This is a genomic window from Microbacterium maritypicum, assembly GCF_041529975.1.
GTDB lineage: Bacteria > Actinomycetota > Actinomycetes > Actinomycetales > Microbacteriaceae > Microbacterium.
The window spans coordinates 2,817,149-2,830,569 of the sequence record NZ_CP168030.1; the positions used below are offsets into that span (position 1 = coordinate 2,817,149).

The following is a 13,421-nucleotide window of genomic DNA, read 5'->3' on the forward strand; positions in this document are numbered from 1 at the left end:
CGTTCGATGGATGTCGGCGTCGACAGGTGCCTGCCGCCAGCCGGAATCAGTACCCGCGGAAACGACGAAACCCCCGCCTGAGCGGGGGTTTTCGTCTTGCTGGGGTACCTGGACTCGAACCAAGAACAACGGAACCAGAAACCGCCGTGTTGCCAATTACACCATACCCCAAGGGCGAAACCGGAGCCTCGCACCGAGATTCAAGCTTACCCGAGCGACGGCGGAACACCAAAACCACCGGTGCGCACCGCCGCTCGGGCGCGTCGCGCTCAGCTCGCGAGGAATGCCGAGAGCGACCGCAGACGACGCAGGGACTCATCCTTGCCGAGCAGCTCCATCGACTCGAACAGCGGCGGCGAGATCCGACGGCCGGTGATGGCGACCCGCGGCGGCCCGTAAGCGATCCGCGGCTTGAGCTCCAGCTTCTCGATGAGCGCCGTGGCCAGCGCTTCCTGGATCTTCTCGGGCACGAAATCATCCACGGGCTCGAGGGCGCTGACGCACGCGTCGAGGACCTCGGCAGCATTCGCCGGCAGACCCTTGAGCGCGTCTTCGGCGTAGGAGACCTCGTCCTCGAACAGGAACCCGACCATGCCGGGGACCTCGCCCAGCAGCTGTACGCGCTCCTGCACGAGCGGTGCGACCCGGAAGGCCATCACGAGCTGCTCGTGCGTGGGCTCGTCGAAGAGGCCGGCCGCCGCGAGATACGGGATCGTCCGCTCGGCGAAGTCCTTCTCCCCCAGCATCCGGATGTGGTCGCCGTTGATCGATTCGGCCTTCTTCTGGTCGAAGCGTGCCGGGTTCGGATTGACGTTCTCGATGTCGAACGCCGCGGTGAACTCGTCGAGCGAGAACACGTCGCGGTCCGGACCGATCGACCACCCGAGCAGCGCCAGGTAGTTCAACAGCCCCTCGGGGATGAAGCCGCGGTCGCGGTGCAGGAACAGGTCGGCCTGCGGGTCGCGCTTGGAGAGCTTCTTGTTGCCGGTCTCGCCCAGCACGAGCGGCATGTGCGCGAAGCGCGGCACGAAGGTCGTGACACCGGCGTCGATCAGCGCCGCATACAGCGAGAGCTGGCGCGCGGTGGAGGGCATGAGGTCTTCGCCGCGCAGGACGTGGGTGATGCCCATGAGCGCGTCGTCGACAGGGTTCACGAACGTGTACAGCGGCACGCCGTTCGGCCGCACGACCACGAAGTCGGGGAACGAACCCGCGGGGAACGTGACCTCGCCGCGGATGAGGTCGACGTAGGTGACGTCCTCGTCCGGCACGCGCAGGCGCAGGGCGGGCTGGCGGCCCTCGGCGCGGAACGCCGCCTTCTGCTCGTCGGTGAGGTCGCGGTCGAAGTTGTCGTAGCCGAGCTGCTTGGCGCGGCCTGCGGCCTCGTTGCGCGCGTCGATCTCCTCCGCCGTCGAGTAGCTCTCGTACAGCGCCCCGGTGGCGATGAGCTTGTCGATCACCGCACGGTAGATGTCGTGGCGCTCGGACTGCCGATACGGAGCGTGGGGTCCGCCGACCTCGACACCCTCGTCCCAGTCGATCTTGAGCCAGGTGAGCGCATCGACGAGCTGACGGAAGCTCTCCTCGCTGTCGCGGGCGGCATCGGTGTCCTCGATGCGGAACACCATCTTCCCGCCGTTGTGGCGTGCGTACGCCCAGTTGTAGAGCGCCGTGCGGACCATGCCGACGTGCGGCAGCCCGGTCGGCGATGGGCAGAAGCGGACGCGGACGTCGGCACCACTGACAGTCGTGGTGAGGGGGTGAGGGGTAGCCATAGCCCTTCGATTCTACGGGGACGAGGTCGTCTCCGCTGGCGGGCGGTGGGCGTTCAGGCGTCCGTCGCCACGGCTATCGCCGCCCGGTGCTCGAGGGGCAGAACGCCACCTCTCCGCCGCTGCTCGACGACGAAGTCGAAGGCCGCGCGGAAACGTCGCCGATCGCCCGCATCCAGTCCGGCGTATAGGGCGCCCGCACCGGCGACGCCTCCTTCGACCGATGCCCAGAGCGCCTCGGGTCGCGCGTTCCAGGCCCACTCATGCTCCGCGACGGCGACATGGCCCAGGCCCGCCTCCCTCAGCATCCGTGCGAAACCCTCGGGCGTCCGCTCGAAGTCCTCCGCAGCCGGAAGCCTCGCGCCCGCGAACGGCTTCAGCCCGGCACGTCCCGTGATCTCGGCCCAGAGCCAGGAGGGCGACAGCGTCCAGGTGGTCGCGATGACGATGCCGCGACTCACCCGGCGCAGTTCGGCGGCCGATTCGCGTGGCGAGGCGACGTGATTCAGCACGAAGTTCGCGACGACGACGTCGAAGGTGCCGTCGGCGAACGGAAGATCGGGCAGTGCACCGTCGACCGGCTCGATCGCAGGATGCCGCCGCCGCGAGACGGCGCGCATCGACGCCTCCGGTTCGCAGGCGGTGACATCCCATCCGCCCACCGACCACGTTTCGGCGAGTGTGCCGTCGCCGGCACCGACATCGAGCAGGTTGCGGTCGCCAGGCGTGCCCAGCGCGTCACGCATCACGGGGAAGGTCCCTGCGCACAGGTCCGCGTACGAGACGGCGTATGCCTCCCCGACCCCGGCCCAGTCCTTCATCGGGTGCCGGAGCGAGCCAGCGGAGACAGGGCGACGATCGCGATCACCAGGATGAACGCGGCCACACCGAGCCCCGCGTACTGGAAGTTCGCCAGAACGACCCCGGCCAGTACCGATCCGGCTGCCGCCGAGAGGCTCATCAGCGAGTCGCTGCGGCCCTGCCGGCGGGTGCGCAGCTCCGGTGCGGACGCCTCGGTGAGCAGTGCGGCACCGGCGACCGTCGCCGCACTCCAGCCCAGCCCCAGCAGGATGAGCGCGACCATCACGCCCCAGGCCTCCGTGCCCGTGAACACGGCGAACGCCAGCGCACCGGCGAGCAGCACCTGACCCAACAGCACCACGCGCAGACGCCCCCAGCGATCGGCGAGCACGCCGAACACGGGCGACAGAGCGTACATGCCGCCGACGTGCAAAGCGATCGTGATGCCGACGAGCGCGGACACATCGGCCGGAGTGGCTGCCATGCCCTGCGCGCCATGTGCCATGTGCGAGAGGTGCACCGGCGTCATCGCCATCACGGACGCCATCACCACGTGGGATCCGGCGACCGCGAAGATCGCGTAGCGCGCTACACGAGGGCGGTCGAGCACCACGGCCCCGGTCGTCGCCGCCGCCACCTTCGCGAGACGCTGCGCAGCGAGCAGCGGATCGGGGCGGAGGGCTACGAGGTACAGCACCAGAGCCGCACACTGCGCGACGAACGAGAACAGATATGAGCCGGTCTGCGGCGGCATGCCGACCGCCTGCCCCACGATCTCTCCGGGACCGAGGAGTAAGGGCCCGGCGACCCCGCCGATGGTCGTCGACCAGACGACGATCGAGAGATCACGGCCGCGATGCTGAGGTGCTGCCAGATCCGTGGCCGCGAACCGGGACTGCAGGTTGCCCGCGTTGCCGGCGCCGATCATCAGGATGCCCGCCAGCAGCAGGGGGAAGACCCGCACAGAGGCGGCGAGGATGACGACAGCGATGCCGACCAGCGCGAACAGGTTGCCGAGGGTGAGTGCCCGACGCCGCCCGACGCGCGCGGCGAGACGCGCGAGCGGAATGGCGCACGCCGCCGCTCCCAACGTGACCGACGCCGTCGCCAGGCCGGAGAGCGCATCGTTCCCCGAGATGTCCGCCGCCAGAAGAGCGCCGAGCGACACCGTGGCGCCGAAGGCGATGCCGCCCAGCACCTGCCCGAAGGACAGCACCAGTACGGTCCGCCGCTGGACGGTCGCCTGCTGCGTCGCCGTCAGGGCGACATCGCTCATGGTGCGGGTACGGCGTCGCGCACGCTGTTGCGCAGGATGCCCAGTCCCGAGATCTCGACCTCGACCACGTCGCCGGCCTCGAACGTGCCGACACCGGCCGGCGTCCCCGTCATGATCACGTCTCCGGGCAGCAGGGTGAACACGGCGGAGGCGTACTCGATGATCGCCGGCACGGAGTGGATCATGTCGGTCAGAGGTGCATGCTGCCGCACCTCTCCGTTCACGCGGGTCTCGATGGTGGCGTTCGCCGGGTCGAAATCGGTCTCGATGACCGGCCCGAGGGGGCAGAACGTGTCGAAGCCCTTCGCACGCGACCACTGGCCGTCCTTGCGCTGCAGGTCACGCGCGGTCACGTCGTTCCCGATCGTGTAGCCCAGCACGTAGTCGAGCGCGTTCTCGGCCTTCACGTTCTTCGCGATCTTGCCGATCACCACGACGAGCTCACCCTCGTACTCGGTGCGCTCGGAGAGGGTCGGACGCACGATCGCGTCGCCGGGGCCGATCACCGAGGTGTTGGGCTTCAGGAAGAGCAGCGGCTCCTCGGGAGCCACTCCCCCCATCTCGGCGGCGTGGTCGTGGTAGTTCTTGCCGACGCAGACGACCTTCGACCGCGGGATCACCGGGGCGAGCAGCGCAGCATCCGCGAGCGGTACACGCGCGCCGGTGGTCTCGTACCCGGTGAACATCGGGTCTCCGGCGAGCACCACGAGCTCGCGCTCGTCGATGATCCCGTACATGATGGCTTCGTCGTGGCTGAACCGGGCGATCTTCATGGATCCAGCCTACCGAGCGCTCCCGCGGCTCAGGCGTCGAGACGCAGGAGCCAGCCGTGCTTGTCTTCGCGGCGACCGTACTGGATGTCGGTGAGCTCCTCACGCAGCGAGAGGGCGAGCTCGCCCAGCGGCTGCGGCTCGTCGAACCCGTCGCCGACCAGCGCACCGATCGGAGTGACGACTGCCGCGGTGCCGCAGGCGAACACCTCGACGATGTCTCCGGAAGCCACGCCTTCACGCCACTCGTCGATCGAGATCGGACGCTTCTCGACCGTGTAGCCGCGGTCCTCCGCGAGCTGCAGCAGCGAGTCGCGCGTGATGCCCTCGAGGATGCTGTCCGACTCCGGTGTCACCACCCGGCCGTCCTTGAAGACGAAGACGACGTTCATGCCGCCGAGCTCTTCGACGTCGCGCTTCTCGTTGAGGAAGACCACCTGGTCGCAGCCCTTCGCGCTGGCCTCGCTCTGTGCGAGCAGGCTGGAGGCATAGTTGCCGCCGGTCTTCGCCTTGCCCGTGCCGCCCTTGCCGGCGCGAGCGTACTCCTCGGAGAGCCAGATGCGCACCGGCTTGACGCCGCCGGTGAAGTAGGCGCCCGCAGGGCTGGCGATCACGTAGTAGGCGACCTTCTGGGCGGCGCGGACGCCGAGGAAGGCCTCCTTGGCGAACATGAAGGGCCGCAGGTAGAGGCTCTGGTCCGCCCCGGTCGGCACCCAGCGGCCGTCGACGGCGATGAGCTCGCGCAGCGACTGGATGAAGTACTCGGTCGGCAGCTCCGGCAGCGCGAGTCGGCGGGCGCTGGCCTGCAGGCGCGCGGCGTTGCGGTCGGGACGGAACGTGTGGATCGAGCCGTCGGCGTGACGATAGGCCTTGATGCCCTCGAAGATCTCCTGCGCGTAGTGCAGGACGGATGCGGCGGGGTCCAGCGGAATCGGACCGTACGGCTGCACGCGCGGGCGGTGCCACCCGCCCTTGGCGGACCAGCAGATGTCGACCATGTGATCGGTGAAGACCACGCCGAAGCCCGGATTCTCCAGCGCCTCGGCGAGACGGTCGGGTGACACAGCGTTCAGGTTCTTCATGACGAGGAACTCCAGGGGAGCCACGGTCGCCTCGGCATCGATGGTCGTCATCTCATCATCCATTCCTCGTGGGTGGGCGCATCGTCGCGCCCGTTCAGCCTACGCCTGCAGTCAGAGGCGCGCAGTGATCGCGGAGCCGATCTCCGCCGTCGTTCGTGCCGCCGTGCGTGCGGCGATGTCGGCCTCGACCGCCGCGCTCACGCGTGCGGATTCCTCTGCGAGGCCGAGGTGGTCGAGCAGCAGTGCGATCGAGAGGATCGCCGCGGTCGGATCGGCCTTCTGCTGGCCCGCGATGTCGGGCGCCGAACCGTGCACGGGCTCGAACATCGAGGGAAACGCGCCGTCGGGGTTGATGTTCCCCGATGCCGCGAGTCCGATACCGCCGGTCACGGCTCCCGCGAGGTCGGTGAGGATGTCGCCGAACAGGTTGTCGGTGACGATCACGTCGAAGCGCGAGGGGTCGGTGACCAGGAAGATCGTGGCCGCGTCGACATGCAGATAGTCGACGGTCACGTCGGGGTGCTCGGCGGCGACCTCGTTGACGACACGCTGCCAGATGGCTCCTGCGTGCACGAGCACGTTCGTCTTGTGCACGAGAGTCAGCTTCTTGCGGCGGCGCTCGGCGAGATCGAAGGCGTAGCGCACGACGCGCTCCACACCGAAGGCCGTGTTCACCGAGGTCTCGTTCGCGACCTCCTGCGGCGTGCCCTTGCGGATCGCGCCGCCGTTGCCGACGTAGGGGCCTTCCGTGCCCTCACGGACCACGACGAAGTCGATCTCACCCGGATCCGTCAGGGGACCGGGTGCGCCCGTGAAGAGCTTCGACGGCCGCAGGTTCACGTAGTGGTCGAGGGTGAAGCGCAGCTTCAGCAGCAGCCCCCGCTCGATGTTCGCATCCTTCAGACGCGGCTCGCCCGGCGTGCCTCCGACCGCACCGAGCAGGATCGCATCGTTCGCGGCGATCGATGCGAGGTCGTCGTCGGTGAGGGTGTCGCCGGTCTCGAGGAAGCGCCCGGCACCCAGCGAGAAACGGGTCTTGTCGAAGACCACGCCGCTTTCAGCGGTGACGGCGTCGAGCACCTTCTCCGCCTCGGCGATGACCTCGGGACCGATGCCGTCACCGGGGATGACGGCCAGCTTCACGACACGCGACATGAGACTCCTTGCGCACTGCACGGGGATGGACCGGCCGGGCCCGACGGGGTCGAGCGGGCCGGTCCTCCCAGCGTACTGGTCAGTGCGAGGGGGCTTTGCGCAGTGTGACGGCCGCGATGACACCGGCGAGGACCACGAGGGCAGCGCCGATCAGCGACGTCACCATCACACCGGAGCCGAACGCGGCAGCAGCCGCATCCCACAGCGCTGTCCCGAGCTGCTCCGGAAGCGCCTGCGCCGCGGTGTAGGCGCCGGCGAGGGTCTCCCCCGCCGCGTGCGCCACATCGGCCGGCAGCCCTTCGGGCAGCACGAGCGCGCCGCGGTAGAACGCGGTGATGATGCCACCCAACACCGCGGTGCCGAGCACGGCGCCGAGTTCGTACGCTGTCTCGGAGACGGCACTCGCGGCGCCGGCCTTCGCCGCGGGGGCACTGGAGAGGATCAGCTCGTTCGAGATCGTCTCCGCCGCCCCGATGCCGATGCCGAGCACGACGAAGGCGATGACGAGGGGAAGCACTCCGTGCGCGTGGGTCGTGAATGCCACGATCAGGTAGCCCGCCACCGAGAACGCGAGTCCGACCGGGATCACGATGTGCGGCGGCACGCGGCGCGAGACGGGCACGACCGAGAGGCCGGCGACGATCATCGCGAGCATGCCGGGGACGAGTGCCAAGCCCGCCATCATCGGCGACAGCCCGAGCACCAGTTGCAGGTGCTGCGACACGAAGTAGAGGAAGCCGACGAGCGCGACGACGCTGAGCAGGTTCACCAGGATCGCCCCGGAGAATGAGCCTCGCCGGAACAGCGCCATGTCGAGCATCGGCGACCGGGAGCGCAGCTGGCGACGGACGAACAGGTACCCCATGCCGAAGCCGAGCAGAGCCCATGCGCCGGCCGTGAGGCTCGGCCCGTCGACGGCCAGCGACTTGATCGCGTAGACGACGGGGATCATGGTCGCCATCGAGAGCGCGATGCTGATCAGGTCGATGCGGCCCGGGTTCGGGTCGCGGCTCTCCGGGACGAGCAGCGGTGCCGCGATCAGGAGCGGGATGAGCACGGGGACGGCGATGAGGAACACCGATCCCCAGGCGAAGTGCTCGAGGAGGAATCCGCCCACGATGGGTCCGAGGGCGGAACCGGCGGAGAACGCCGAGGCCCACACCGCGATCGCCATGCGGCGCTGGTCGCGGTTCTGGAAGATCGAGCGCAGCAGCGAGAGGGTCGACGGCATCAGCATGGCGCCGAAGAAACCGAGGAGCGCGCGGGCGGCGATGAGCAGCCCGGCCGTCGGCGCGAAGGCGGCGAGAGCCGACACGGCGGCGAAGCCGGTCGCACCGATCAGCAGCATCTTCCGGCGGCCGAAGCGGTCGCCCAGCGTGCCCATCGTCACCAGGAGCCCGGCCAGCACCAGGGGGTACACGTCGATGATCCACAGCTGCTCGGCCCCGGTGGGGGCGAGCGCGATGGAGATCTCCGGGAGCGCGAAGCTCAGCACCGTGTTGTCCACCGACACCAGCAGCACCGGCAGCATGAGGACGACGAGCGCCGCCCAGCCACGGGCTCCGACGCGGGGAGCATCCGTCTCTGTCGTCGGGATCGACGCAGTACGGGTCATGGAACACCTCTCACAGTTTCGGCGGTATCGTTAGTGAACCGTCCGGATGGTATAGTAACAGAATTCCCGCCGCTCCCCTGTGCAGAGGATCCACGATGCCCCGACCTCCCCTCGCCCGCGAGAAGGTGCTCGACGCCTTCGAAGCGATCCTCATCGAAGACGGCGAACGCGCAGCCACGCTCGACGCCACGGCCAAGGCTGCAGGGGTGTCCAAAGGCGGACTCCTCTACCACTTCGGCTCGAAGGACGACCTCGAAGCCGGACTGATGGAGCGCCTCGACAACCTCACGACACTCGACCTGGAACGGATGTCGTCCGCTGAGGAAGGCCCCGTCGCGTACTACGTGCGCACATCGGTGATGGAGGACGACGCACTCGACCGCGCACTCATCGCCGCGACCCGACTCGCGCAGGGCGGATCCGTGCCGGCAGCCGACATGCTCCGCGACACGCGGCGACGGTGGGCCGAGACGATCCGTCCGCACGTGCGCGACACGGCGAGTCTCGACCTGGTGATGCTGGTCAGCGACGGGCTCTACTTCAACAACTCGCTCGACGTGCACGGGCCCGAGCGCCTGGTCCCCCGCAGCGACGAGCTCGCCGAGCTGATCGCGCTGGTCCTGAAGGCGACGGCCTGACCGCACCGACCCACGCAAGAGGGCGGGAGCATCACGCTCCCGCCCTCTTGTCTGCAGCCGTCGATCAGACCTCGGTGATCTCGATCTGACGGAACAGGTCGGCGTCGATGGCGGCGCGCACGTCGTCGAGCAGCTCGTCGGACACCGGGGAGTCCAGCGTCAAAACGCTGAGCGCCTGTGCACCGGCCGCCTCGCGGGCGATCTGCATGCCGGCGATGTTGATGCCCGCCTCGCCGAACTTCTGACCGTAGACCGCGACGATGCCGGGACGGTCGGTGTACAGCATGACGACGTGGTGCTTCTCGATCGGCAGCTCGAGCGCGTGATCGTTGATGCCGATCAGCTTCTCGGCCTGCTTCGGGCCCGTGAGCGTGCCGGACACCGACAGCTGGGACCCGTCCGACAGCGCGCCGGCGAGCGTGATCACGTTGCGGTACTCATCGCTCACGTCGTCTTTGAGCAGGCGCACGGCGATGCCGCGCTGGTCGGCGAGGAGCGGCGCGTTGACGTAGGAGACGGTCTCGCTGACGATGTTCGTGAAGACGCCCTTGAGAGCGGCGAGCTTGAGCACGCTCACGTCATAGTCGTTGAGCTCACCGTGCACCTCGACATCGAGGCTCGTGAGCGGCGAGGTCGCCAGCGACGCGAAGATCTGACCGAGCTTCTCGACCAGCGAGATGCCGGGGCGCACGTACGGGTCGATGACACCGCCGGCGACGTTGACCGCGTCGGGCACCAGGTCGCCGCCGAGCGCGAGACGCACGGATCGGGCGACCGAGACGCCGGCCTTCTCCTGCGCCTCCTCGGTGCTCGCACCGAGGTGCGGGGTGACGACGACGTTGGGAAGATCGAGCAGCGGACGAGCGGTGCCACCCTCTGCGGGGGGCTCGGAGGTGAAGACGTCGAGGCCCGCACCGGCGATCTCTCCCGCGACGAGGGCGGCGTGCAGCGCCTCCTCGTCGATCAGGCCGCCGCGCGCGACGTTGACGACGAACGCTGTCGGCTTCATGGCCTTGAACTGCTCGGCACCGATCATGCCGGTGGTCTCCGGCGTCTTCGGCATGTGGATCGTGAGGAAGTCCGACTCGGCGACGAGCTCATCGAGCGAGAGGAGTTGCACGCCGAGCTGCTGGGCGCGCGCCGAGGTGACGTAGGGGTCGTAGGCGACGACACGCATGTCGAAAGCGGCAAGGCGCGCGGCGACGAGCGCACCGATGCGACCGAGGCCGACGATGCCGACCGTCTTCTCGAAGAGTTCGGCTCCCGTGAAGGAGCTGCGCTTCCAGGCGCCTGCGGAGAGCGAGGCGTGCGCGGCCGGAATGCGGCGGGCGAGGCTCAGGATGTGGCCGACCGTGAGCTCGGCGGCGGAGACGATGTTGGAGGTCGGCGCATTGACGACCATGACGCCGGCAGCCGTGGCCGCCTTGATGTCGACGTTGTCGAGGCCGACTCCGGCACGGGCGACGACCTTGAGCTTCGGCGCGTGGGTGAGCGCTTCCTCATCGATGCGGGTCGCCGAGCGGACCAGCACGGCATCGGCATCCGCCAGCGCCGCGAACAGCGCCTCACGGTCGGTGCCGTCGACGTTGCGGACGTCGAAGTCGGGGCCGAGGGCCTCGATGGTGGCGGGAGAGAGTACTTCGGCGATGAGCACGACGGGCTTCGGCACAGTGGATCCTTCGGGGCAGCGCGGCAGGCGGGAGTGGCCGATGCGCCGCACACCATGGGGGCGCGATCGCGTCAACTCTACCCGAGCGCTCGAGGCCCTCCGTGCCGTGTGACCGCGTGCGACTCAGGCGCTCGGCATCGTGAGGCTGAGCGCGATGAGGCTCATCCAGAAGACCGCGACGATGCCGAGTCCCGCGAGGAACACCAGGGAGAGCTCTCCGACATTGCGTCGTCGACCGATCACGAACGCGAACGCGAAGACGATGGCGGGAAAGGCGACGCCGAACAGGAGTGTCGCCCATCCCCCTCCGGTCAATCCGGTCTGCGCCATCGTGATCAGGTGTGCGACGGCGTTCCACACCGCGTAGGCGTAGAACAGCCCTGCCAGCCCGATGACGAGTCCGACGAGCCAGCGGGGCGAGCCCGCCGAGACCTGCTGAGGAGCGGAAGACGCACTCACGATCCGATCACCCCCACGGTGACGAAGGGCCAGGGAACGAGGAGGACCACGCCCGCGAGCAGCACGGCGACGCGGATCCATGCGGCCCTCCCCCGGGTCAGGACCCAGGTCGCGAGGAACCACAGCGCGGGCGCGGCGATCGCCAGCACGAACCACGGCAGGAACATGGCGTCGTCGACGAGGAACGAGGCCAGCGGCTTGAGTCGCAGTCCGCCGACGATCCAACCGATCGTGTAGAGGAGATAGACGCCGCCGACGACCCCGAGGATCAGCAGCATCATGGTGCTCATGCTCGCCGGCTCGTCGGGCGCAGCGGGAGTGACGGTGCCGTCATCCTCGACCGTCCCCACCTCTTCGCTGCCCCTGCCCACGGCGTTCCAGCCGTGCGGAAGGGCGCGATCCTGCGGCGCCGCGGCGTCGTCGCCCTCCCAGCTGAGGGCGTCGTCGGAATCGGAAGTCATCTCCCCAGAGTAGGACACCCGGTCCACTATGCTCGGGGTTGCCTTGAGCCGGTATGGCGGGCACCGGAGGGAAAAGGGGAGCACCGTGGCCGACAGCGACAACAAGAACGCCGACGTCGAGCGGCCTGCGGCGAGCAGCACGAACACCGAGCCGCCCGCCGGATGGGTCCCCACTCCCGAGGCGAAAGCGAAGGCCACCCGCTTCCGCTGGATCGCCGCCGTGCTCTGGGCCATCGCGATCATCGGCGAAGCCGTCGGCATCTTCTGGCTGCTGCGCCAGCGCGTCTACGTCGGCGAGGACGGACAGCTCCTCCGCAACCCCGACACCGGACTGCTCGAGGAGCACGGCGTCACGGCGACGTTCCCGCAGTGGGCGTTCATCGCACTCCTCGTGCTGCTCGTCGTGATCGCCGCACTCTCAATCACCGGGTCCGTGCTCTGGAAGAAGGCGAATCGCCTCGACCCCGCGCGGAAGTCCGACAAGACACGGTTCTTCGTGCAGAACCAGCTCGGCGCGATCATCGCGATCGTCGCCTTCCTCCCCCTCGTCATCCTGATCTTCCTCAACAAGGACATGGACAAGGGCCAGAAGACGACGGCCGGCATCGTCGGAGTAGCCCTCGCGGCTCTCGCCGTCGTCCTCGGCGTCGACTTCGCTCCGCCGTCGGTCGAGCAGTACACGGCCGATCAGTCCGCCGTGATCCAGCTGCTCGGCAAGGACGAGGTCGTGTGGGTCGAGGGCGGCAAGGTGTACCACGTCTGCGATGAGGTCTCCGCGATCCAGACCGGCAGCGAGATCATCACCGGCACGACGGCACAGGCCGTGGAAGCGGGCAAGAACCGGCTGACGCTGCAGTTCGCCTCCGAGCTGCGTGCCTGCGACCTTCCCGTTCCCGAGAACGACGAGGAGATCACCGAGGCGCTGCGAGCGATCCAGGCGGGGCAGGTGGACACCGTCCTCCCCGCGCCGGAATGGGCGGATTCCACGGAAGCGCCCATCGTCGTCGACGAGGCCCCGGCCGAGTGACGATCTCCGGTCGCTAGTCGGCGTCGAGCGCTTCGACGAGCCTCTCCTCGGCCGAAGAGAGATGCGCCTCGAGGAGGGCGGCCGCACGCTCGCCCTCTCCGGACTCGACCGCGTCGAGGATGTCGGCGTGCTGGGCAGCGATCACCGCAGCGTCGAGCAGGCGGCGGCCCTGCACCTGCGCCATGCACAGTCGCACCTCGTCGAGGACGCTGCGGTACATGCGACCGGTCCGCTCGCTCTGGAGGGCGTCGATGAGCGCGGTGTGGAAGCGCAGATCGGGGCCGACAGTCGCCGGGTCGGGGCCGGCCGGCATCGCGAGGATCTCGGCGTTGGCGTCGCGGGCAGCATCCGGAACGGTCCTGGTCACGGCGAGTTCGCGCAGCGCCGCGCTCTCCAGCCGTGTCCTCGTGCGGTAGACGTCGCGCACGGTCTCGGAGTCGATCCCGACGACGCGGGCGCTTCGATGCGCGGTGCGCACCAGGAGTCCGGTGGCGACGAGCTGTTCGATGGCTGCTTTCGCACTCGGCCTGGCCACCCCGAACGTCTGCGAGACGGCTGACTCCGTGAGCGGCGTGCCGGAGCCGATCTCGCCGCGGAGGATGCGTCCGCGCAGCTGAGCGGTGACGGCGTCGACCACGCCGACGATGCCGAGCGGCGCGTCCGAGCTCATGGTCATCCGGTCAGTCTAACGAAACG

The 13,421-nt window shown here is 68.8% G+C and carries 13 protein-coding genes and 1 tRNA gene; 2 read left to right on the forward strand and 12 right to left on the reverse strand.

What is annotated here, in order from left to right; genetic code table 11:
* Nucleotides 1-99: 99 nt before the first annotated feature.
* The 8 genes from ACCO44_RS13700 to ACCO44_RS13735 form a co-directional block, all read right to left on the reverse strand.
* Nucleotides 100-171: transfer RNA gene (locus ACCO44_RS13700), tRNA-Gln, on the reverse strand.
* A 98-nt stretch (nt 172-269) separates the two neighbouring features.
* Entirely contained in the window at nt 270-1,775 is a 1,506-nt protein-coding gene (gene gltX / locus ACCO44_RS13705) for a glutamate--tRNA ligase (protein WP_372466947.1), read from the reverse strand.
* 53 nt (nt 1,776-1,828) lie between these two features.
* Nucleotides 1,829-2,518 (reverse strand): class I SAM-dependent methyltransferase, encoded by a 690-nt coding sequence (locus ACCO44_RS13710; protein WP_258133985.1) that lies wholly within the window; start codon nt 2,516-2,518, stop codon nt 1,829-1,831.
* A gap of 71 nt (nt 2,519-2,589) precedes the next feature.
* Nucleotides 2,590-3,849 carry an MFS transporter gene (locus ACCO44_RS13715; RefSeq protein ID WP_372466948.1) on the reverse strand — a complete coding sequence of 420 codons (1,260 nt, stop codon included), beginning with the start codon at nt 3,847-3,849 and terminating at the stop codon, nt 2,590-2,592.
* Nucleotides 3,846-4,622, reverse strand: coding sequence for a fumarylacetoacetate hydrolase family protein (locus ACCO44_RS13720; RefSeq protein WP_029263565.1), 777 nt, complete (start codon nt 4,620-4,622; stop codon nt 3,846-3,848). The genes ACCO44_RS13715 and ACCO44_RS13720 overlap by 4 nt, the downstream gene beginning before the upstream one ends.
* Nucleotides 4,623-4,651: 29 nt before the next feature.
* Nucleotides 4,652-5,752: a branched-chain amino acid aminotransferase gene (locus tag ACCO44_RS13725; protein WP_029263566.1), complete on the reverse strand. Its 1,101-nt coding sequence runs from the start codon at nt 5,750-5,752 to the stop codon at nt 4,652-4,654.
* 60 nt (nt 5,753-5,812) lie between these two features.
* Entirely contained in the window at nt 5,813-6,856 is a 1,044-nt protein-coding gene (locus ACCO44_RS13730) for a 3-isopropylmalate dehydrogenase (RefSeq protein WP_372466950.1), read from the reverse strand.
* Nucleotides 6,857-6,935: 79 nt separating this feature from the next.
* Nucleotides 6,936-8,471 (reverse strand): MFS transporter, encoded by a 1,536-nt coding sequence (locus ACCO44_RS13735; RefSeq protein ID WP_105709822.1) that lies wholly within the window; start codon nt 8,469-8,471, stop codon nt 6,936-6,938.
* Between the two features lie 95 nt (nt 8,472-8,566).
* Between ACCO44_RS13735 and ACCO44_RS13740 the strand changes: the two genes are divergently transcribed.
* Complete coding sequence (locus ACCO44_RS13740; RefSeq protein WP_262000838.1) at nt 8,567-9,109, forward strand: TetR/AcrR family transcriptional regulator; 543 nt, start codon at nt 8,567-8,569, stop codon at nt 9,107-9,109.
* Between the two features lie 64 nt (nt 9,110-9,173).
* On the opposite strand, the gene serA is transcribed toward ACCO44_RS13740, so the two are convergent.
* The 3 genes from serA to ACCO44_RS13755 all read right to left on the reverse strand — a co-directional run bounded on the left by serA (nt 9,174) and on the right by ACCO44_RS13755 (nt 11,698).
* Nucleotides 9,174-10,778 carry a phosphoglycerate dehydrogenase gene (gene serA / locus ACCO44_RS13745; protein WP_372466951.1) on the reverse strand — a complete coding sequence of 535 codons (1,605 nt, stop codon included), beginning with the start codon at nt 10,776-10,778 and terminating at the stop codon, nt 9,174-9,176.
* A gap of 123 nt (nt 10,779-10,901) precedes the next feature.
* Entirely contained in the window at nt 10,902-11,237 is a 336-nt protein-coding gene (locus tag ACCO44_RS13750; protein WP_029263571.1) for a hypothetical protein, read from the reverse strand.
* Nucleotides 11,234-11,698, reverse strand: coding sequence for a hypothetical protein (locus tag ACCO44_RS13755; protein WP_372466953.1), 465 nt, complete (start codon nt 11,696-11,698; stop codon nt 11,234-11,236). The genes ACCO44_RS13750 and ACCO44_RS13755 overlap by 4 nt, the downstream gene beginning before the upstream one ends.
* Nucleotides 11,699-11,783: 85 nt before the next feature.
* On the opposite strand from ACCO44_RS13755, the gene ACCO44_RS13760 reads away from it, so the two are divergent.
* Complete coding sequence (locus ACCO44_RS13760) at nt 11,784-12,725, forward strand: hypothetical protein (RefSeq protein ID WP_029263573.1); 942 nt, start codon at nt 11,784-11,786, stop codon at nt 12,723-12,725.
* 13 nt (nt 12,726-12,738) lie between these two features.
* On the opposite strand, the gene ACCO44_RS13765 is transcribed toward ACCO44_RS13760, so the two are convergent.
* Entirely contained in the window at nt 12,739-13,401 is a 663-nt protein-coding gene (locus ACCO44_RS13765; protein WP_105709819.1) for a GntR family transcriptional regulator, read from the reverse strand.
* Between the last annotated feature and the right edge of the window lie 20 nt (nt 13,402-13,421).

Excerpts from the sequence above, each read along its gene's own strand:
- ACCO44_RS13730 (WP_372466950.1), bottom strand. The coding sequence starts at position 6,856 with ATGTCGCGTGTCGTGAAGCTGGCCGTCATCCCCGGTGACGGCATCGGT.
- gltX (WP_372466947.1), bottom strand. The coding sequence starts at position 1,775 with ATGGCTACCCCTCACCCCCTCACCACGACTGTCAGTGGTGCCGACGTC.
- ACCO44_RS13725 (WP_029263566.1), bottom strand. The coding sequence starts at position 5,752 with ATGACGACCATCGATGCCGAGGCGACCGTGGCTCCCCTGGAGTTCCTC.
- ACCO44_RS13715 (WP_372466948.1), bottom strand. The coding sequence starts at position 3,849 with ATGAGCGATGTCGCCCTGACGGCGACGCAGCAGGCGACCGTCCAGCGG.
- ACCO44_RS13710 (WP_258133985.1), bottom strand. The coding sequence starts at position 2,518 with ATGCGTGACGCGCTGGGCACGCCTGGCGACCGCAACCTGCTCGATGTC.
- ACCO44_RS13735 (WP_105709822.1), bottom strand. The coding sequence starts at position 8,471 with ATGACCCGTACTGCGTCGATCCCGACGACAGAGACGGATGCTCCCCGC.
- ACCO44_RS13740 (WP_262000838.1), top strand. The coding sequence starts at position 8,567 with ATGCCCCGACCTCCCCTCGCCCGCGAGAAGGTGCTCGACGCCTTCGAA.
- ACCO44_RS13765 (WP_105709819.1), bottom strand. The coding sequence starts at position 13,401 with ATGACCATGAGCTCGGACGCGCCGCTCGGCATCGTCGGCGTGGTCGAC.
- ACCO44_RS13720 (WP_029263565.1), bottom strand. The coding sequence starts at position 4,622 with ATGAAGATCGCCCGGTTCAGCCACGACGAAGCCATCATGTACGGGATC.
- ACCO44_RS13755 (WP_372466953.1), bottom strand. The coding sequence starts at position 11,698 with ATGACTTCCGATTCCGACGACGCCCTCAGCTGGGAGGGCGACGACGCC.